Annotated in this window: 19 protein-coding genes and 1 other annotated feature; of the genes, 1 reads left to right on the forward strand and 18 read right to left on the reverse strand. The window is 41.7% G+C overall.

What is annotated here, in order from left to right:
• Positions 1–86 precede the first annotated feature (86 nt).
• The 9 genes from ACE1TI_RS16680 to ilvE all read right to left on the reverse strand — a co-directional run bounded on the left by ACE1TI_RS16680 (position 87) and on the right by ilvE (position 10,847).
• On the reverse strand, positions 87–1,115 hold the full coding sequence (locus ACE1TI_RS16680) for a DUF3196 family protein (protein ID WP_375008690.1): 1,029 nt from the start codon (positions 1,113–1,115) through the stop codon (positions 87–89).
• 76 nt (positions 1,116–1,191) lie between these two features.
• Entirely contained in the window at positions 1,192–1,779 is a 588-nt protein-coding gene (gene leuD / locus ACE1TI_RS16685) for a 3-isopropylmalate dehydratase small subunit (protein ID WP_375008691.1), read from the reverse strand.
• Positions 1,780–2,134: 355 nt separating this feature from the next.
• Positions 2,135–3,553 (reverse strand): 3-isopropylmalate dehydratase large subunit, encoded by a 1,419-nt coding sequence (leuC, locus tag ACE1TI_RS16690; protein ID WP_375008692.1) that lies wholly within the window; start codon positions 3,551–3,553, stop codon positions 2,135–2,137.
• A 31-nt stretch (positions 3,554–3,584) separates the two neighbouring features.
• Positions 3,585–4,658, reverse strand: coding sequence for a 3-isopropylmalate dehydrogenase (gene leuB / locus ACE1TI_RS16695; RefSeq protein WP_375008693.1), 1,074 nt, complete (start codon positions 4,656–4,658; stop codon positions 3,585–3,587).
• A gap of 45 nt (positions 4,659–4,703) precedes the next feature.
• Complete coding sequence (locus ACE1TI_RS16700; RefSeq protein ID WP_375008694.1) at positions 4,704–6,251, reverse strand: 2-isopropylmalate synthase; 1,548 nt, start codon at positions 6,249–6,251, stop codon at positions 4,704–4,706.
• On the reverse strand, positions 6,238–7,260 hold the full coding sequence (gene ilvC, locus ACE1TI_RS16705) for a ketol-acid reductoisomerase (RefSeq protein ID WP_375008695.1): 1,023 nt from the start codon (positions 7,258–7,260) through the stop codon (positions 6,238–6,240). The genes ACE1TI_RS16700 and ilvC overlap by 14 nt, the downstream gene beginning before the upstream one ends.
• Before the next feature lie 33 nt (positions 7,261–7,293).
• Positions 7,294–7,815 (reverse strand): acetolactate synthase small subunit, encoded by a 522-nt coding sequence (ilvN, locus tag ACE1TI_RS16710; protein WP_375008696.1) that lies wholly within the window; start codon positions 7,813–7,815, stop codon positions 7,294–7,296.
• The gene (ilvB, locus tag ACE1TI_RS16715; protein WP_375008697.1) at positions 7,812–9,539 is read right to left on the reverse strand and encodes an acetolactate synthase large subunit; all 1,728 of its coding nucleotides are present in this window, start codon (positions 9,537–9,539) and stop codon (positions 7,812–7,814) included. The genes ilvN and ilvB overlap by 4 nt, the downstream gene beginning before the upstream one ends.
• 92 nt (positions 9,540–9,631) lie before the next feature.
• Positions 9,632–9,892: a binding site (T-box leader), on the reverse strand.
• A 49-nt stretch (positions 9,893–9,941) separates the two neighbouring features.
• Positions 9,942–10,847 carry a branched-chain-amino-acid transaminase gene (gene ilvE / locus ACE1TI_RS16720; protein ID WP_375008698.1) on the reverse strand — a complete coding sequence of 302 codons (906 nt, stop codon included), beginning with the start codon at positions 10,845–10,847 and terminating at the stop codon, positions 9,942–9,944.
• A gap of 368 nt (positions 10,848–11,215) precedes the next feature.
• On the opposite strand from ilvE, the gene ACE1TI_RS16725 reads away from it, so the two are divergent.
• On the forward strand, positions 11,216–11,887 hold the full coding sequence (locus tag ACE1TI_RS16725) for an SOS response-associated peptidase (RefSeq protein ID WP_375008699.1): 672 nt from the start codon (positions 11,216–11,218) through the stop codon (positions 11,885–11,887).
• 1,123 nt (positions 11,888–13,010) lie between these two features.
• Here the strand turns inward: ACE1TI_RS16725 and ACE1TI_RS16730 are convergent.
• The 9 genes from ACE1TI_RS16730 to ACE1TI_RS16770 all read right to left on the reverse strand — a co-directional run bounded on the left by ACE1TI_RS16730 (position 13,011) and on the right by ACE1TI_RS16770 (position 20,603).
• The gene (locus ACE1TI_RS16730) at positions 13,011–13,535 is read right to left on the reverse strand and encodes a metallophosphoesterase family protein (RefSeq protein WP_375008700.1); all 525 of its coding nucleotides are present in this window, start codon (positions 13,533–13,535) and stop codon (positions 13,011–13,013) included.
• Between the two features lie 23 nt (positions 13,536–13,558).
• Complete coding sequence (locus ACE1TI_RS16735; protein WP_375008701.1) at positions 13,559–14,146, reverse strand: XTP/dITP diphosphatase; 588 nt, start codon at positions 14,144–14,146, stop codon at positions 13,559–13,561.
• A gap of 2 nt (positions 14,147–14,148) precedes the next feature.
• Positions 14,149–14,913, reverse strand: a complete 765-nt coding sequence (rph, locus tag ACE1TI_RS16740; RefSeq protein ID WP_375008702.1) for a ribonuclease PH — start codon at positions 14,911–14,913, stop codon at positions 14,149–14,151.
• 170 nt (positions 14,914–15,083) lie between these two features.
• Positions 15,084–16,220, reverse strand: a complete 1,137-nt coding sequence (locus tag ACE1TI_RS16745; protein ID WP_375008703.1) for a GerMN domain-containing protein — start codon at positions 16,218–16,220, stop codon at positions 15,084–15,086.
• Positions 16,221–16,386: 166 nt separating this feature from the next.
• On the reverse strand, positions 16,387–17,193 hold the full coding sequence (gene racE, locus ACE1TI_RS16750; RefSeq protein WP_375008704.1) for a glutamate racemase: 807 nt from the start codon (positions 17,191–17,193) through the stop codon (positions 16,387–16,389).
• A gap of 37 nt (positions 17,194–17,230) precedes the next feature.
• On the reverse strand, positions 17,231–17,677 hold the full coding sequence (locus tag ACE1TI_RS16755; RefSeq protein WP_375008705.1) for a MarR family winged helix-turn-helix transcriptional regulator: 447 nt from the start codon (positions 17,675–17,677) through the stop codon (positions 17,231–17,233).
• A gap of 233 nt (positions 17,678–17,910) precedes the next feature.
• Positions 17,911–19,632 carry a phosphoenolpyruvate--protein phosphotransferase gene (gene ptsP, locus ACE1TI_RS16760; RefSeq protein WP_375008715.1) on the reverse strand — a complete coding sequence of 574 codons (1,722 nt, stop codon included), beginning with the start codon at positions 19,630–19,632 and terminating at the stop codon, positions 17,911–17,913.
• 2 nt (positions 19,633–19,634) lie between these two features.
• Positions 19,635–19,898 carry a phosphocarrier protein HPr gene (locus ACE1TI_RS16765; protein ID WP_375008706.1) on the reverse strand — a complete coding sequence of 88 codons (264 nt, stop codon included), beginning with the start codon at positions 19,896–19,898 and terminating at the stop codon, positions 19,635–19,637.
• Positions 19,899–20,387: 489 nt separating this feature from the next.
• Positions 20,388–20,603, reverse strand: a complete 216-nt coding sequence (locus tag ACE1TI_RS16770; RefSeq protein WP_375008716.1) for a helix-turn-helix domain-containing protein — start codon at positions 20,601–20,603, stop codon at positions 20,388–20,390.
• Between the last annotated feature and the right edge of the window lie 223 nt (positions 20,604–20,826).

Consider the following 20,826-nt stretch of genomic DNA (forward strand, 5'->3'; position numbering starts at 1 on the left):
ATTATAACATATCGCATACTCATTTCAATGAAAAATGGGTACATAAATGCTACAATAGCCGCTATTCAATGACATCTCATAACATATTAAACTTCAGATAGTTTTGTTTTCAATTTTTTATATTCTTCCAATACCTCAAAAAAACTATTTTCCGCTACACCATACTGCTCTGTAAGAAAAGAGGCTTCAGCCTCAAATCCAGTCTGAACTGCCGCTTCAAAATGAAGAACTGCAGCCAATGATTCAATCTGCACAGAAGGTGGAAAGGGATAATAATACAACAATATTTCCTTTAGCAAATGGTCAGCGTTTTCTAACAGAACTGGGTCTTTATGCTCAAGAGCTTCTTCTAATAATTGTGATGACTTTATGTAAGAGGTGCTTTTCTCTATGGGCAGAAGGGCGGCTGGCGAAAATTCTCCTTTGCGGTCTAATTTTTCTACCCACACATTTTTTTCTATTTTCCAATCTTTCAATAAAAGTAGCAGAAAACTCTGCATGAGAGGAGAGGACTTTTGATCAGCAAGCAAATTCTCTATCACCGGTAAAGCTTGTTCCGGCCCATGCTTTCTCAATTCACCAAGTGCTGCAAGCTTCTGTTCCGAGCTTCCATTTAGGAGTCGTTCCTGCCATTCTTCTATGCTGATTTCTGAGGTTTCTGGTAAGTCTTCTTCCTTTAATTCAAGTTGCTGTGTTTCATTATCAGCCATATGCCTAGAAAGTTCTAAGAGCTCAAAAAGCTGCTCTGCCATTCGGGCAGGAAATTGATCTTCTGCTTGTACAGCCTCTAAAACGGTAACAACTTTCCCATATTCTCCAAGCTGCGCCAGAATGGAAACATATACTTGCAATACTTCAAAATAATCTCCTAAGGCTTTTTGCATCATGTTTTCTGCCCATGCCTTGCCTTCCTTAAAACGGCCGGTATCTGCGTAAGCAAGCAGCAGACAATAGGAAGCTTCTTCATGATCCGGATCATGCTGTAAAGCTTCTAAGAAATACTCCAGTGCTTTTTGCTTATCCCCTTCTTTTAATTCTTTCAGCCCTTCATTAACCAGTCTGTCTGCTGATCCAGGAAAAGGGACGATATTATTGTTGGAGCCTTCCCTCTTCATCCCGTGTCCTCCTTATTCCAGTACGACAAACTGTTCTGTAATTAAGAAGGCGGCCCTTGACAGGCCGCCTTCCTGTTTATACATTCATCTTCTCTTCGTACTGGGCAATCTCATCCTCATACTGGAGTGTGAGACTGATCTCATCCCAACCATTTAAAAGCATTTCTTTCCAGTATGGATCTATTTCGAAGCTTGCTTCAAAACCACGATCGTCCGTAATTTTTTGGTTTTGAAGATCGACGGTTACTTCATATACTTCATCTTTCCCATTTTCCATTAGTTTATAAACCTGCTCTTCATCTAATCTTATCGGAAGAATGCCATTTTTAAAACAGTTATTGTAAAAGATATCTGCAAAGCTGGGAGCAATAATAACACGAAATCCATAATCCTGCAGAGCCCAAGGAGCATGCTCTCTTGAAGATCCGCAGCCAAAATTATGGTCTGCTATTAAAATAGAAGCATTTTCTGCTTGCGGCTGGTTCAGCTCAAAATTAGGATTATCGTTTCCATTTGCAAGAAAACGCCAGTCGAAAAAAAGAAATTGTCCAAACCCAGTGCGTTCGACACGTTTTAAGAATTGCTTTGGAATAATTTGGTCTGTATCTACGTTAACACGTGGCAAAACCCCTGTGTTTCCTTTGTGTTTTATGATAGGTTCCACACTCTTCACCTTCTTTGTTTTGTCTGAATTTCAGTCTATTCACGGCAAGCCGTGAAGCTGAAGCTTTTCTATTATTGTCCAGCTTAGCTCCAAAGAGAAAAGGATCCTCTGCTAAAGGGGGAACGTTGACGCACAGGACGTGCTAATGTCGCCAATGCCACAGGACGCGGCGTTTTTGGCGACGAGTTCACAACGAGAAGTCAGCCCATCCAGGGCAAGTCAGTTCGACGTTGTCACAGGAGGTGACGCTCTTAGTCAAACATCCTAATTCTGTTTCAGTCATAAAAGGCAAAGATCGGCCTTTTTTGCCTGAAGAACATTTACCTGTCAAGGCTTTTCGGGGAGCGGAAGCTTTCTATTTCACTGCTGGTTCTTTTAGGGTTCTGATATCAACGAATTTACCATTAACTGCAGCAGCTGCTGCCATAGCAGGACTTACAAGGTGAGTTCTTGCCCCTTTCCCTTGGCGGCCTTCGAAGTTTCGGTTAGACGTTGAAGCACAGCGCTCCCCTTCAGGAACAAAGTCAGGATTCATGCTTAAACACATGCTGCATCCGGATTCACGCCAATCAAACCCTGCTTCTGTAAAGATCTTATCAAGGCCTTCTTTTTCTGCTTGCAGCTTGACTTTTTGGGATCCCGGTACTACCATCGCCCGCACTCCGTCTGCTACTTTGCGCCCTTCTGCAACTTTCGCTGCGGCGCGAAGGTCACTAATACGAGCGTTCGTACAGGAACCGATAAATACGTGCTGAATAGCAATATCTGTCATTTTCGTTCCTGGCTTCAAATCCATATATTCTAAGGATTGTTCAATAGCTTTTCTGCCGGCATTAGAATCTGCTTCGTCGGGAGAAGGAACAGTGCCGCCAACTCCAACACCCTGAGATGGATTTGTGCCCCAGGTTACCATTGGTTCAATTTCACTGCTGTCAATTTCCACTACAGCATCATATTCTGCACCTTCATCCGTAGCAAGTTCCTGCCACTCTTTAACTTTTTGCTCAAACGCTTCCCCTGAAGGAACTTTTTCGCGTCCTTCAAGATAATCAAACGTTACTTGGTCTGGACTGATAAGTCCCGCTCTTGCACCAGCTTCGATAGACATATTACATATAGTCATTCTTTCTTCCATAGTTAGACCGCTTATTGCTTCGCCAGTATATTCAAGAACGTAGCCTGTTCCAAAATCCACACCATATTTTGCAATAATTGCGAGAATAATATCTTTAGCTGTTACTCCAGGAGCCAAACGGCCGTTGATGCGAACTTCCATCGTTTTCGGCTTCGACTGCCATAATGTTTGAGTTGCAAGGCTATGTTCTACTTCACTTGTGCCAATACCAAAAGCTAGTGCACCAAAAGCGCCGTGTGTAGAAGTATGACTGTCGCCGCACACGATCGTTTTACCAGGCTGAGTCAAGCCGAGTTCAGGCCCGATAATATGAACGATCCCATTGTTTGGGCTGTCTAAATCAGCTACTTCAATGCCAAATTCTTCACAGTTTTTAGACAAGGTGTCCATTTGTTTTTTTGCAATAGCATCAGTAATGGACACGCGATTTTCTGTAGGTACATTATGGTCCATTGTGGCAAACGTCAAATCCGGACGGCGGACTTTTCTTCCGCTAAGACGCAGACCTTCAAAGGCCTGGGGAGAAGTAACCTCGTGAACCATTTGCAAATCAATATATAACAAGTCTGGTTTACCTGGCTCTGAGTGAACTGTATGATTCTCCCAAATTTTCTCAATAATCGTTTTTGGATGTTTCATCGTTCTTCCCTCGCTTTACATTAAGCTGTTCTTATTTCAAAGCTTCTAAGACTTTTTCTAGCATTTCGTCTGTCGAGAGAATAGTTTCTCCCTCTTTTGCAATATCTCCAGTACGATGGCCGTCCGTTAACACTTTGGATACTGCTCTGTCGACCGCTGCAGCTTCTTCATGCATATCAAATGAATATTTAAGCATCATCGCAGCTGAAGAAATTGCAGCAAGCGGATTGGCTTTTCCTTCTCCAGCAATATCTGGAGCAGAACCGTGTACTGGTTCATATAGACCAGGAGCTTCACTTCCAATGCTCGCAGATGGAAGCATTCCTAATGAACCAGTCAGCATAGATGCTTCGTCACTTAAAATATCACCAAACATATTTTCTGTCACAATAACATCAAACTGTTTAGGATCACGAATCAATTGCATTGCTGCATTGTCTACCAGTATATGTTCCAGTTCAACTTCAGGGAAGTCTTTGCTTACTTCTTCTGCTGTTTCTCTCCATAACCTGCTGGACTCTAATACATTTGCTTTATCAACTGATGTTAACTGCTTTCTGCGAACCTTTGCTAATTCAAACGCACGGCGGACTATACGTTCGATTTCAGATTTTTTATACTGTAATGTATCTACCGCAGCTTCTTCTCCGTCTACTTCTAGACGCTCCTGGGGTTCTCCAAAATAAAGACCTCCAGTCAGTTCACGAACAATCATTAAATCTACATTGTCAACTACTTCTTTTCGAAGAGTAGAAGAATCTGTTAAACTTTCATGCCCTGTCACAGGACGAAGATTGGCAAACAAATTTAATGCTTTGCGAAGACCAAGCAGGCCTTTTTCAGGGCGTTTGTGGCCGGGCAGGTTATCCCACTTGGGTCCTCCTACCGCGCCCAGTAAAACACCATCGCTTTTTAAGCATGTATCAATTGTTTCCTGGGGGAGGGGGGTATCGTTTTTATCAATAGAAGCTCCCCCAATATCTGCGTATTCATATTCAAATTGATGACCATATAATTCCGCTGTCTTATCAAGTACGGCAGTCGTTGCTTTTACAACTTCGAGGCCGATTCCGTCACCTGGAAGTACCGTAATTGTTTTATTCATTTATTTCCTCTCCCTTGTGCTTCCCATTGATTGCTGTAAGTAGAACTAAACATGAATTTTTTCTGTTTGTGGACGCGGCCATTTTTTGCGATTCAGCACACGGTTGACAGAGTTAATATAAGCTCGTGCCGAAGCTTCTAACACATCATTGGCAGTACCGCGGCCGGAAGCTTCTTCTCCGTCATACTCAATCTGAACATAAACTTCTGCTAATGCATCACGTCCGCCTGTAATGGACTGAATGCGGTAATCTTTAAGTTTAATTTCTCCGCCGATAATCCGCTCAATGGTATTGTAAACAGCTTCTACGCTGCCTGATCCTGTAGCTGCTTCCTGAAGAATCTCTCCCTCTGGATTCTGGATCGTCACTGTAGCGGTTGGAATATTGTTTGTACCGTAATTTACTTGAAGTGCTTCTACTTCATAGTATTTAACCGCTTCTCCAGCTTTTTCCTCAGTCATAAGAGCGAAAATATCTTCATCGGTGATTTCTTTCTTTTTATCTGCCAGGCTTTTGAAAGCTTTAAATACTTTGTTAATTTCTTCTTCTGTGGCGTTATAGCCAAGTGCCTGAACTTTTTCTTTAAAAGCATGACGCCCGGAAAGTTTTCCAAGAACCATTCGATTGGCGCTTACTCCAACGAGATCCGGAGTAATAATTTCATAAGTGGATTTTTCTTTTAACACACCATCCTGGTGAATGCCGGATTCGTGGGCGAAAGCATTTTCTCCCACTACTGCTTTATTATTTGGAACAACCATTCCTGTTAGTTTACTAACAAGGCTGCTGGTCCGTTTAATTTCATTTAACGTCAATCCAGTTTCAGCTTTATAAAAATCGTTTCTTATTTTCAATGCGACAGCTATTTCTTCTAGTGAGGCGTTTCCTGCTCGTTCACCGATTCCGTTAATAGTGCACTCCACCTGACCAGCACCAGATTCTATAGCTGCTAATGAATTGGATACCGCCATTCCAAGATCATCATGGCAGTGCGCTGAAAGAACCGCCTTATCAATGTTTGGAACTGTATCTCTCAAGTACGTGAACATGTGGCGGATTTCTTCTTGAGTGATAAACCCGACTGTATCAGGAAGATTTATCACTTCAGCCCCTGCATCAATGACTTTTTCGATAATTCTGGCTAAAAAGTCAAGATCAGACCGGCAGGCATCCTCTGCTGACCATTGTAAGTGAGGAAATCTTTGTTTTGCATATTTAACCGAATCTACAGCATTTTCTATTACTTGATCTGGTGTCATGCGAAGTTTATGAGTCATGTGGATCGGAGAGGTAGCGATAAATACGTGAAGTCTTGGTTCCTCTCCGCCTTTCAACGCTTCCCACGCCGCATCGATTTCATTTTTCTTAGATCGGGAAAGACCAGTAACAGAGCTTCCTTTTACCGTTTCGGCAATTGTTTTCACCGATTGGAAATCTCCTTCAGAAGCAGCCGGGAAACCGGCCTCGATGATGTCCACACCGAGGCATTCCAGCTGTGAAGCAATTTGAAGCTTTTCTTCAAGGTTCAAATTTACACCAGGAGATTGTTCCCCATCACGAAGCGTCGTGTCAAAAACGTTAATTTTTCGCACTACCCACCACTCCTTTTGATTTTCCTTTGACAAACGGCATCATTTCACGCAATTCACGGCCTACTTCTTCGATCAAGTGATTGTTTTCACGGTCGTTTGTAGCATTAAATTCTGGACGGTTGGCCTGGTTTTCAAGAATCCATCCTTTTGCAAAGCGGCCTGTTTGGATATCAGTAAGGATATCACGCATAGCATCCTTTGTATCTTCGGTGATAACACGAGGTCCTGCTTGGAAGTCACCCCATTGAGCAGTGTCAGAGATGGAGTAGCGCATGCCTTCGAGACCGCCTTCGTACATTAGGTCAACAATCAATTTTAATTCATGCAGACATTCAAAGTAAGCAACTTCCGGCTGATAGCCTGCTTCCACCAATGTTTCAAAACCTGCTTTCACAAGTGCAGAAGTACCACCGCAAAGAACAGCCTGCTCACCAAACAAATCTGTTTCTGTCTCTTCCTGGAATGTAGTTTCCATAATTCCTGCACGGCCAGCACCAATTTGTTTTGCGTAAGCCAGTGCCACATCTTTTGTTTGACCGCTTGCATCCTGGTAAACGGCGATAAGTGCCGGTACACCAGCGCCATCTTCAAAGGTGCGTCGAACAATGTGTCCCGGACCTTTAGGAGCTACCATGAATACATCCACATCAGATGGAGGTACGATTTGGTTAAAGTGAATATTAAAACCGTGCGCAAATACTAATGCTTTTCCAGCTGATAATTCTGGTTCAATTTCATTTTTATAAATAGTCGGCTGAAGTTCATCCGGAAGCAAAATCATAATAACGTCTGCTTTTGCAGTAGCATCTCTAACTGTTAACACTTCAAAACCGTCTTCTTCTGCTTTTGTCCAGGATTTACCTTGACGAAGTCCGATAACTACTTCTACGCCGCTTTCTCTCAAGTTTTGAGCGTGTGCGTGTCCTTGAGACCCATAACCTACGACAGCTACTGTTTTCCCTTGTAAAACTCCTTCGTTTACGTCTCCGTTATAAAATACTTTTGCCATGATTCATCTCTCTCCTTTAATGTAATTAATTTTTTAATTGATAATAGAATATTTGGGGCTTTCAAAAACACTTTTCTTTGTTCCCCGTTTAAAGGCGGTAATGCCTGTACGGGCTAATTCTTTGATCCCGTATGGTTTCAGAAGGTCTATTAATGCTTCGACCTTTTGCTGGTCACCAGTTACCTGCAGGGTTACACTTTCTCTGCCTACATCAACAATCGATGCGCGGAAAGGTTCTGCGAGAGCGGATATTTCTCCGCGATGCTGCGGAGCAGCTACAACTTTTATAAGAGCCAGCTCTCTTGCAACGATCGCATCATCGGTAATATCCCGCACTTTCAATACATCTACTTGTTTGTTCAACTGCTTAATAACCTGGTCCAGACCGCGGTGGTCATCGACATTAACGACAAATGTCATTCTTGAAACAGTTGGGTTTTCCGTCATTCCAACGGTAATGCTTTCAATGTTAAAATGCCTGCGGGCAAACAATCCAGTTATTCTATTCATTACTCCAGATGTGTTGTTTACTGTCGCTATAATGGTTCGCTTCACGGCTTAATCCCCTCCATTTCATGATGACCTTTGCCAGGAGCAATCATCGGATACACATTTTCATCTTTATGAACACGGCAGTCCATTAAAACAGGCCCCTCGTAATTTAATGCTTCTCGTAAAGCTCCTTGCATTTCATTTGGATCTTCAATCTTCCAACCCTTGATGTTATATGCTTCGGCCATTTTCACGAAATCCGGCTGTACCGGGAAGAGCGAGTTGGAATACCGTTCTTCATAGAACAGCTGCTGCCATTGCCGAACCATTCCAAGAGAGGCATTGTTAACAAGAATGATTTTGACTGGAAGATTTAATTCCTGCAGTACTGACATTTCCTGAGCTGTCATTTGAAAGCCTGCATCTCCAAGGACAGCTACAACCTGTTTATCCGGCTCTGCAAATTGTGCTCCGATAGCAGATGGAAAACCAAATCCCATCGTGCCGAGTCCTCCAGAAGTAACCCAGCAGTTTGGTTTATCAAACTTATAGTATTGAGCAGCCCACATTTGATGCTGTCCTACATCTGTAGTAACGACGGCTTCTCCCTGAGTCTCTTCGTAAATCATTTCGATAAGTCTCTGCGGCTTTAAAGAATTTCCTTCTTCTTTATACCAGAGAGGATATTCTGTTTCCCACTTGTTAATCTGTTCTTTCCAATCTGTACACTCACATGGAGTGCCGTTCACATCATAAAGCATGCGAAGGGCTTCTTTAGCGTCTCCAACCACCGGAATGGCCGTTTCTACATTTTTACCGATTTCTGCTGGATCAATATCAATATGAGCTATCTTAGCTTCTGGAGCAAAATGTTTGAGGTTTCCTGTGACACGGTCATCAAACCGGGCTCCAATACTGATTAAAAGGTCTGCCTCATGCAGGGCCATGTTTGCTGCGTAAGTACCGTGCATTCCAGCCATCCCCAAAGAAAGATTATGATTTCCTGGAAAAGCTCCTAAACCAAGCAATGTGCTTGCTACCGGTATTTTCTGCTGTTCAACGTAGTTAAGAAGCTCTTTGGCTCCGCCAGCATGAAGAACACCAGCCCCGGCTAATATAACCGGTTTTTTTGCTTTCGTGACAGCTTCAGCAAGCTTTTTAATTTGAAGTTTATTCGGCATAACCGTCGGCTGATAACCCGGAAGATCTACTTCCTGATCATAGTTGAAAAAGCCGCTTGCTGTGGAAACATCTTTAGGCAGATCAATCAACACTGGCCCTGGACGCCCTGTCGTTGCGATATGAAAAGCTTCTTTAATAATTCTTGGAAGCTCTTCAACATCTCTGACTTGGAAGTTATGTTTTGTGATTGGCATAGTGACACCCACCACGTCAGCTTCCTGAAATGCATCTGTTCCAATTACTGATGTGGCAACTTGACCGGTAATAACCACCATTGGCAAGGAATCTATCATTGCATCAGCTATGCCGGTTATAACATTAGTAGCTCCAGGCCCTGAAGTTACAACACATACTCCCGGCTTCCCTGATACCCGTGCATACCCTTCTGCTGCATGAACTGCTCCTTGTTCGTGACGAGCGAGGATATGCCGAATTCCGGTCCGATAAATTTCATCGTAGGTAGGAAGAATGGCTCCCCCTGGATAACCAAAGATGACATCCACTTTTTCCCTTGCCAATGCTTGAATGAGCATGCTTGATCCTGTCATTTCTTGATTTTCCACTTTCAATTCGCGTCCATTTACCTCTTTTACTTTTGGACTCATCTCTGCTTCCTCCTTATTACCGGTAACGGCTTTTGTATTTCTTAAAAGTAAAAAAAAATCTTTCCACCCATTTCGGCCAGGGATAACCTGACCGAAGGGGTGAAAAGATTTGCTTTTCACGGTACCACCCTTCTTCACGGCTGTTAAGCCGCCTCAGCAACGAATCTTTTTGCTCCGTTTGTTTTGATAACGGGTGGATTGTACAGCTGCACCCGGCTTTTGCTACTGGACTGTCCTTTCACAAAAGCACTCGGAGGTGAGTTCATTTCCGGCGGTCACACCGCATCTCAGCTTACACGGCTCTCTGTTGAAACCTGATACCGAAAATTACTTTTCCTCTTCTGCGTGTTTTTTTAATAATAACAAATTTTGCTCAATATTTCATGGTTTTTATTAATTCTTTTATCCTACTTCTACTTCTGAAGCGGAAGGATAAACTTTCACTCCGTCTTCCACTACTTTATGGCGGAAAGCATCGAGAAGCCGCTTTGTTTCTGTTCCCGGCTTGCCGTCACCGATAATACGGCCGTCAACTTTCACTACTGCAATTACTTCTGCAGCTGTCCCAGTCAAGAAGACTTCATCTGCTGTGTACAAATCATGACGGGTAAATGGCTCTTCTTTTAATTCATACCCTAAATCCTCAGCCAGCTCAATAATAGCTTGACGGGTGATGCCTTCTAAAGCTCCTATATATCCAGGTGGTGTATAAAGAACACTATCTCTGAGAATAAAAATATTGTCTGCAGAGCCTTCGGCAACATAGCCCTCATTATTAAGCATCAGTGCTTCACTTACCCCTGCAAGGCTTGCTTCTATTTTTACTAATATATTATTAAGATAATTTAACGATTTAACTTTCGGACTCAATACATCCGGCCGGTTCCGTCTTGTCGCAACCGTTATGATCTCCAATCCGTTTTCATATAATTCCTTCGGATAAATCGCCAGTTCCTCTGCTATCACTATTAATTGGGGTGCGACACAGGAAGCAGGATCGAGTCCGAGATTGCCTACTCCTCGAGAAACGACCAAACGGATATATGCATTGTTCAGTTCATTTTTTTTCAGGGTTTCAACAATGATTTCACTCATTTCTTCCATCGTATGAGGAATTTCGAGCATAATAGATTTAGCTGAATTGTAAAGACGTATTAAATGCTCTTCTAGCTTGTAGACATTCCCATTGTATACACGGATACCTTCAAATACTCCATCTCCGTATAAGAATCCGTGGTCATAAACAGAAATTTTAGCATCTTCTTTTTTTACAAATTCCCCATTTAAATATATCCATTGCTCACCCACTTCTAATCACCCCTGATGTACTCTTAAAATTAGCTCTCTCTGTTCTGCCTGCCTGCATTTTTGATGTTTTTTTCAGGAAGGCAAATGTGTTTCTGTTGGCGACAAAAACGTGTTTGACGTTTATAATACGCCGTTTGTCTTTTCCGGTCAACCACTTTTTAAAAATTATTAGACGATTCAAATTAATGCGCTAATTAATGTATGCGTTTACACTTAGATAAAACAGGGTATAAGAGCATTTTAAAATTTCTTAAAATAGGCAGATGAGTGATTATTCAGCCACTATAAATTTGCTGCTAAACTGTATGACGCTTATGAAAAAAGTATATTACTAAACATGGAAAGATTTTTTTGGAGAGGATGATTTTATGTGTGGAAGATTTACATTATCGGAAGACGTAAAAGAGATAGAAAAAAGATTCGATGTTGACCACACCGTCGTCGATAACTATGAACCGAGCTTTAACATTGCCCCTTCTCAACATATATTGGCAATTGTAAACGATGGAAAACATAACCGTCTTGGTACATTAAAATGGGGACTCATCCCGGTTTGGGCAAAAGATGAAAAAATAGGGTATAAGCTGATCAATGCAAGAGGAGAAACTATTCATCAAAAAAACAGCTTCAAGCAAGCCTTTAGAAAACGCCGGTGTATCATCCCGACTGATGGCTTTTACGAATGGAAAAAATATGATGGAAAAAAGAAACAGCCATATCGTATCTACTTAAAAAATGAAAAAGTCTTCGGATTTGCCGGGCTGTGGGAGAAATGGACAAATGATCAAGGAGAGGATGTATTTACCTGTACGATCATTACGACAAAAGCAAATGAGTTTATGCGTGACATTCATGATCGGATGCCTGTGATTCTTTCAAAAGCAAATGAAAAAGTATGGCTGGACCCTGCGGTTCAAAATACAGAGGAATTAACCTCGTTATTAACTCCTCTTGATTCTTCTCTTATGACAGCTTATCAAGTGTCTTCTGACGTAAATAACCCTAAAAATAACTACGCTGGTTTGCTCAATTCTTTATGATACGTAACCAGGTGACATTCATGTGATGGTATACGTTGGATTTATTGGCTGCTTTGTGGGACTGGCTCCCTCAGTGTTTCATGAGTGCCGGCATGAGCGGACGCTATGGGATGAGATAGCAGGGTTCAAGAAACTCTCCTTGGTTGCCGGGGCGAGTCTGTTTCGATCAAGCGAGATTCATTAAGCTGGTTGGTTACCATTCTTGGCGACTTATCATTAGAACGGGATTCATAAGGTTACCGCTGGAAAAGCGGTGACGGTCAATCGGGCATTATGAACCTTCCTTGGATACCCTTCCTCGATGGATTATTTTCAGAACGGGATCCATATATCCTTCTTACTTACCTCGGACGACAATTCATTGAAAGATCGGGATCCATATTAGCTTCATAATTGCGCGCTTAGACGATTACCTGGAAGCTCGGGCACTATGAACGTTTCGTGCAACCAATATCGGTAAGGCTCCAGCACTCTACCCAGGGTTCAAAGTCAAGAAACTTAAAACAAAAAAAGGATACCCTCAAGTAACTGCATACTTGAAGACATCCTTTGCTTATGTAAGGTATGGCGTCCCAGGAGAGATTCGAACTCCCGACCAACGGCTTAGCTTACCACTATGGCTTTCGCCACCAACAAATATGTTGTTTGTAGTCTGGACTATATCTTCACCATTTCAGGTGCGACACGTATAGTCTCTACGGAACCTCACGATAATCAGCTGCCTGATTATTCTTTAGGGCTTCTACCCTCAAGTAGATAGTTGATGCCATATTATCTAATCAGCTTGAGCCTTTAAAACCCCTAAATCTCCCTTATTTTGGTATGATCACTCGTTTCCGGAGATCGTAAGTTTCCTCGGTGTTGCCATCAGCATGATCTGTTAAGGTTCCACCGATATAGTGTCGTCCACTCTATAAGTTTCGTTTCCTTATAGAGGCTCCTATTCTTGAAGGCCGTTGCTCTATCCTGCTGAGCTACTGGGACATATTAAATTTTGTGCTGTCTTTCAGCGACATATATTATAATATTATATTCTTCGTTCTAAGTCAACCGCCTTTTCAGATAAAAATTCTTTCAATAAAAGCATCCGAAATCAGCTAGGAAAAAACCCTAGCTGCACGGTCTAAGCTTTATCAACCGGGAAAATTTTGTGAAGAGTATGGATTTCTTCTCCGCTTGCCCGCTCGAAAAATTGCACTTTTGCTTCTCCTTCTTTATCAAAAGAGGCCATCGCATATGTTTGTTCCGGACGATTTCTAGGAAGCAGCAGGCTTCCGGGATTCACAAATATGACTCCGTTTTCTTCAAAAGCAGCGGCCACATGACTGTGCCCAAAACATGCAAGACGTGAAGAATTCTCCTCTGCACGGTAGGAAAGCGGAACATGAGACATTTTCACATTATATAAATGACCATGGGTCACGTAAAAGCGTATTCCGTTTACTTCTTCTGTGATGTCTTCTGGAAATTCCCCGGGGATATCGCAGTTCCCCTCTACCGTATACGTATCCCGCAGGATTGGAGAAGACTTTTTGAGTTCCGAATCTCCACAATGAATGACAGCGTCCACTTCTTGCCGATGTCTTAAAATTACTTCTTCTACTTCTCTTTCACTTCCATGGCTGTCACTTAAAATCAAGCATTTCATTATTAGAGCCTCTCCTTCATCCATTAGCTGAATATGTTATGCCAGTCTTTTTGTAACTGTTGAAGGGCGTCATAGCGGTGGCTGATTTTGTTTTTTTCTTCAGGTGAAAGCTCAGCCATTGTTGAGTTTTTTTCAGGAAGATAAAAAATAGGATCATAACCAAATCCTTCGTGGCCAGACTTGAAAAAAGCAATCCTTCCTTCGCACGTCCCGCGATAGAGATATGTTTTTTCAGGAACAGCCACTGCAATGACACAGACAAATCGTGCCGTTCTATTTTCTTCAGGCACGCCTTTAAGCTCTTCTAACACTTTGTTGATATTATCTTCATCATTTTTATCAGGACCTGCATAACGAGCCGAATAAATACCAGGCCGGCCATTCAAAGCATCAATTTCCAGCCCAGAATCATCAGCAATAGCCGGGTTCCCCAGTTGTTCTAAAACGGCTTCTGCTTTTAACGCAGCATTTTCCTCAAAGGTACTGCCTGTTTCTGCGATATCCTCAAATGTTATATCAAGAAGGGACTGGACGCTAATGTCATCCCCTAATATGTGTTTGAACTCTTTTACTTTCCCTTGATTTTTTGAAGCTACAATAATATTTTGCATGGTTAAGCTTCCTTTTCTTCTGTGTTTCTTCCAATTTGTTCGGCGGTTTCCCCGAGAACTGCTTTTTGTACGAGGAAAAGTTCCTTCATTCCTTTTTCCCCAATATCGAGCAGGCGATTCAGTTGTTCCCTGGAATAAGAGGCTTCTTCCCCTGTTCCCTGCAGCTCTACGAACTTTCCGTTTCCCGTCATCACAATATTCATGTCCACTTCAGCCGAAGCGTCTTCTGTATAGCATAAGTCTAGCAATTCTTTTTGTTCAGGGTCAACTCCCACTGATACAGCTGCTAGATAGTCTGTGATAGGAAATGTTTTTATCTTTTCAGCATCCTTGTATTGTTTCAAAGCCATTACCATTGCTACAAAAGCTCCCGTAATAGAAGCAGTACGCGTGCCTCCATCTGCTTGAATAACATCACAATCAACCCAAATGGTCCGCTCGCCGATTTTTGTTAGATCAACCACTGAACGCAAAGAACGGCCGATCAGCCGCTGGATTTCCATGGTTCGTCCACTAAGCTTCCCTTTTGCCGCCTCTCTTATATTTCGTTGTTCTGTGGCCCTTGGAAGCATGGAATATTCCGCGGCAATCCAGCCTTTTTTGCTTCCGCGCATAAAAGGCGGCACCCGGTCTTCAATGCTGGCTGTACAAATTACTTTTGTTTCACCAACAGTAATGAGAACCGATCCTTCCGGGTGCTTTAAAAATTCTGTATCAATTGTAACCGGACGCAGTTCATCCAATTCTCTTCCATCTGCTCTTGTCATATATATCCTCCTTAATAATGTTAACCTAAAGCGCCATTTATGATTATTACTAAGGCACTGGAGGGGGATTACTCACACATATTATACCCCTATTGTCTGCCAATAAAAAGAAGGCAGCAAAGCCGCCTTATAGGAGCGCTATTGATTATAGCAAATTTTTCTTTTCAGTGCTAAGATTGACTTGCGTTGACCGATGCTGGTCTGCTTAATGGTTCATTCAGGGCCTCCCCTGATACTTGAATCACTTCTTCTGCTCCTTCTACATTTAACTCTACTTTTTCCACCCCTGTCACTTCTGTGGCAGATAGAGTGATGGCATGAAGGGCTTCATCCGATACAGCTGTACCTTCTTGTTCAGTTAAAAGGCCTTCATTAAAGAAAAGAGAAGCGGTGTCTCCATTAAGAGCAGATTGATCTTCTAAGGATGTCCCATCCCGCAGTACACTGTACAGAGAGCTGTTTGAAGATGGACCTTTTATTAATTCCTGCATGGTCACATCCAGTTTTTCTGATTCTTCAAAGCTATCAACTCTCCGGGTCACAGGAACATAATAGGACTGTTTTTCTGTTTGTGATAGAAAGTAAACCGTGACACTATCACTATTTGTCATATCTGATACACTTCCGCTGTCAAGGTTAATTCCATTTTCTCTGCTGTATGCATCACCAATAGGTGTGTTTTCCGCAGGCATTGTTTCCTGATCATACCCATTAATCTGAAATTTAACCTGGTCAACGTTTTCAAATTGAGTTAACGTCCAGGTTACAGCCTGTATAATGGCTTGTTCATGTTTTGGATCATAATCCCTGAATTCCGGTGAAAAATCAGCAACAGCTGTACCATCTTTTTGTAAATTCACATCCACTTCTGTCCCGGGCGGAAGAACTGCTTGAAATCCATTTGGAATCATAGAGGTTAAAGGGCCATCCTGAACAAGATATTCAAGGGATTGCTTTAATGCCCCTTCTTCAACCGGGAGTTCAAATGTATGCGGAACTACCATGCCTTCCTCATTAATTAAATAAAGCTCTCGCTCTGCTGTCTCTGTCGTTCCATCTTCATCTGCCGCATTTTCTTCTTCCTGGCTTTCTTCCTGGCTTTCTTCCTCAGCAGGCGCTTCTTTATTTTCATCCGTTTCGCCTGCTTCTCCTTCTGCTTCTTCAAATTCTTCCCATTCTATTTCTTCTGTTGCTTCTTCAGGAAGCTCCATTTCGTTGGATGCCTCATTATTACCAAAACCGCAGCCTTGCAAAATAAAGGGTACGGTAAGGAATGCCGCTGTCCCTATGAACCATTTCGTTTTCATCTTCCATTCCCTCCCAGAGCAGTTTGTACTATCATTTATACGAGCCCTGAAAAGAAATAGACCTTAGAATATATCAAAATATTTCATAGATGGACCGGCTTTTTATTTTTTAAGAAAAAACACTGGCATGTCCTGCTTTGTGAAGCAAACAAAATTAAAAAATTTTCTATATAACCTGCCCTAATTGTATGGATTGTACATTAGCAGCCTTCCCGTCGAGCCAGCGGTTGGCTACGTCTTTAAAGCGCTGTGCAGAACCAGTTGTATAAAAAGTATGCTTCGGAGGCATATTCATTGTTGAAAGCATACCTTTATAGTGTAGTAATGTACTTACTTCTCTTGCTGTTTCGTCTCCAGAAGATATTAAGGAAATATGTCTTCCAACTGCTTTTTGAATGACATCATAAAGCAGAGGATAATGAGTGCAGCCCAAAATAAGCGTATCAAAAGGTTTTGATTTCAGCGGTCTTAATGTTTGTTTCACAATCGAAAGTGCTTCTTCGCCTTCACAAATACCTTGTTCAACAAGCGGTACGAATGGAGGGCAAGCTAAGCAGTCTACAGTGACATTTTCATTGATGGTGTGCAATGCTTTCACATAAGCTCCGCTGGCTATGGTACATTCTGTTCCAATGACTGCTACATAATCATTTGAGGTTATTTTCAAGGCTGTAATCGCACCGGGCTGTACTACTCCTACTACTGGAATAGGAAGCTGTGACCTCACTTCCTCTAACACAACAGCAGTAGCGGTATTGCAAGCAATTACCAGCATTTTTATGTTTTCTTCTAGAAGACGATCAATCATTTCCCATGTATACTGCCTTACTTCTGAAACCGGCCTTGGTCCATATGGACACCGCGCCGTATCACCTATATATATCATTTCTTCTTTTGGGAGCTGGCGTGCAATTTCTCTTGCAACCGTTAAACCCCCTACACCTGAGTCAATAATACCAATTGGTCGATTCACCAAACGTCCCTCAATTTCTTTTAGAATTTCTTGATGGTTAAATATTCTGTTCTTCTTTTGTCATATTATCATGTAGAAGCGTCATACTTTTTTCAATATTTTCCACTTCTTCTGCGGTAAAATGACATAATACATTCTGCAGATAATTTTGTCGTTCTTTTACAACTTCACGGATAATACTTTCACCTTTTTCAAGAAGGTGAATTTGGACGACTCTTCGGTCTTTTTCATCCTTTATTCTTTCTACTAATTGATTATTCTCCATCCGGTCCACTAAATCCGTTGTTGTACTGCAGGCAAGGTACATCTTGTTAGACAATTCACCAATAGTCATATCACCGTCTTCCTGCAGCCATTGCAGTGCAACAAACTGAGGCGGAGTGATTGGAAATTGGTTCAAAATTTCCCGTCCTTTTTGTTTAACAATATATGATACATGCCTTAAAGATTTTTCAATCCCCGCTACCTGGGTGTTATCAATCATGATTTTCCTCCCTGTTATCCTTCATGCTTTTATTTTCTCTTTTTTTCAATAGCATTGCAAGGTACGGAAAGGGAAACGTCATAAGTTGTTCATAAGTCTTCTTCTATTAGTTTATGGTAATGACCATGATCCGCTACTACCCATGAAAATATAGGTGTTTCCTTTAATTTTAGATGAAAAAACTGCCGGCCAAGGAAGCCCCAGCACGGCAGAAAAAAATTCATGGTGTTATTTCACGACACAATAAATCCTTTTTTATTTACTAATTCTGCTACTTCATCAGCAGTCGATAAGTGAATTGCTTCTTTAGCTAAGGACTCTGCCTCTTTTTTAGAAAGGCGGCGGATTTGGCTTCTGACCGGCAGTACAGAAGTTGCACTCATGCTGAATTCATCCAGGCCAAGTCCAAGAAGAAGCGGTACAGCTGTTTCTTCTCCAGCCATTTCTCCGCACATTCCTGCCCATTTTCCTTCTTTATGTGCTGCATCAATAACATTTTTAACGAGCCTCAAAATGGCAGGATGATAAGGCTGGTACAAGTGAGAAACTTTCTCACTCATGCGATCAGCAGCTAATGTATATTGAATTAAATCATTAGTACCGATACTGAAAAAGTCTACTTCTTTTGCAAAAATATCAGCAGCTACAGCAGTAGAAGGGATTTCAACCATAATACCTACTTCTACGTTATCGGATACAGCATGTCCTTCTGTAAGAAGCTCCTGCTTTACATCTTCTAAAATAGCTTTCGCTTCCCGGACTTCTTCTACTGTTGCTACCATTGGAAACATAATTTTTAATGTACCAAAGGCACTAGCGCGAAGTAATGCACGAAGCTGAGTACGGAACATATCCGTTTCTTCTAAACAGAGACGGATCGCACGAAACCCTAGAAAGGGATTGAGCTCTTTGGGCAAATCTAAATAAGGAAGTTCTTTGTCCCCGCCAATATCGAGCGTCCTAATAACTACTGGTTTTCCTTCCATACGTTCTAGTACTTCTTTATATGCTTCAAACTGTTCTTCTTCTTTTGGCAGTTCGTTTCTGCCCATATAGAGAAATTCTGTGCGATACAGGCCGATTCCTTCCGCCCCATTTGAGAGTACGCCTTCCATATCTTCTGGAGTACCAATGTTTGCAGCAAGCTCTACCTGTTGTTTATCAGTTGTTATGGATGGCTCATTAACCAGCTTAGCCCATTCTTCTTTTTGACGAAGATAGTCATTTAATTTCTCCCTGTATGTCTCTATAACATTTCCATCAGGGTTAATAAGTACTTCCCCTTCCATACCATCAATGACGATCGTATCTCCCGTAGAAATAGACGCAGTCGCTTCTTTCGTTCCAACTACTGCTGGAATCTCCATGGAACGTGCCATGATTGCTGAATGTGAAGTGCGTCCGCCAATATCTGTAGCAAACCCAAGCACATAATCTAAGTTTAATTGTGCCGTATCAGAAGGAGTTAAGTCTTCTGCGATAACAACCGTTTCATCTTGAATCGTAGCAAGACTCGTATTTTCCATTCCGAGAAGGTGCAATAGTACACGTTGGGATACGTCACGGATATCTGCTGCACGCTCTTTCATGTATTCATTATCCATGCCTTCAAACATGGTCACGTACATGTCTGATATTTCTTTCATCGCATACTCTGCATTTAACTTCTCTTCTTTAATTTTAGCTGTTACCCCATCTAAAATTTCCGGGTCTTCTAGTACGAGAAGGTGAGCGGAAAAAATTTCAGCTTTATCTTCGCCCATTTCCTTTAGAGTCTTTTCCTTAATAAACTGAAGTTCGTTTTTTGCTTTTCTCACCGCTTCATCAAAACGGGTGGTTTCTGCTTCTGCATCATCCACCGTCTTTTTTTGAATGTCCATGTTCGGTTGCTCAAGGACAAAAGCTTTTGCAATCGCAATTCCTTTTGAAGCGGCAATGCCCTTCAAAGTGTTTATCATTACTCTCCAAGCCCTTCTTTTACTACTTCTTCAATTGCTTGCATTGCTTCCTCTTCGTCTCCGCCTTCTGCTTTAATGGAAACTTCTGCTCCTTTACCTACGCCAAGGGACATTACACCCATGATGGACTTTAAGTTAACAGATTTACCGTTATACTCGAGCGTAATATCTGAAGAAAATTGTCCTGCTTTGTTGACAAGCTGAGTAGCCGGACGAGCGTGAATCCCTGTATCGTTTGTGATGGTGAAAGTTTTTTCCTGCATGTTCATTACCCCTTTTCAATTTATTATATCGCTTACATAAACATACTAAGTAACGATACGCCAGGTCAAACCAACGTATTAATCTTACGTTACCACTTTCTGCTTTGTTTTAACCTGTAAAGCATACATTAGAAAAACTCGGTTTTTCCCCGAATGCTTATAATTAGGTGCCGGTATTTTTCTAAAACAGTTAACCAATAATATTTTATACTTCTTAACAGTATAAAAAAACATGAGCAAATGCAAAAGGGCGGGGAAAAAATACAAATAGATTGTACTTATTTCCTCCTCCTGCATTTACTCATGCCTGATCGTGTCAGTAACACGTAAATGTTTATGGTTTCATGCAAATGTTAAAACAAAACAGCGTACATAATTACATGGAGATTATAACATTTACCTGTATCATCAGCAAGCATATTTTTTAAAATCCTTTTACGTGGTACTGAAAAAATACCGGCCTTCCTCAAATGAAAAGCCGGTAAATGGCTAGATAGTAAGTTCTCCCATCCTGATTAATTCAATCACAGCTTGAGAACGCCCCTTCACACCCAGTTTTTGCATAGTATTTGAGATATGGTTGCGGACTGTTTTTTCGCTGATAAATAACTGGGCAGCTATTTCTCTTGTGGTTTTATCTTGGACAAGCAATTCAAAGACTTCCCGTTCCCGCTTGGTAAGCAAAGTACGGTGGCCTCTGTCCATCTCCCTCAATGGCTTCACCCTTTCTGACAAGGCTGCCCCCGTCCTTTACCTTTCGGCGAAAGGGTCGGAGTATGGAAAGAATATAGTCAGCATATTTTATGCCAGCTGCAGACAGACTGTTACGGGCATATGTTGCTATTACGGGATTTTAATCATTTGTTTTATTAATTTTATTAATGAAGCTTGTTTTACCATCAGTCCTTATGTAAAGGCTCAAAATTAA

Source organism: Alteribacillus sp. JSM 102045 (assembly GCF_041949975.1).
In the GTDB taxonomy this organism is placed as follows: Bacteria; Bacillota; Bacilli; order Bacillales; family Marinococcaceae; genus Alteribacillus.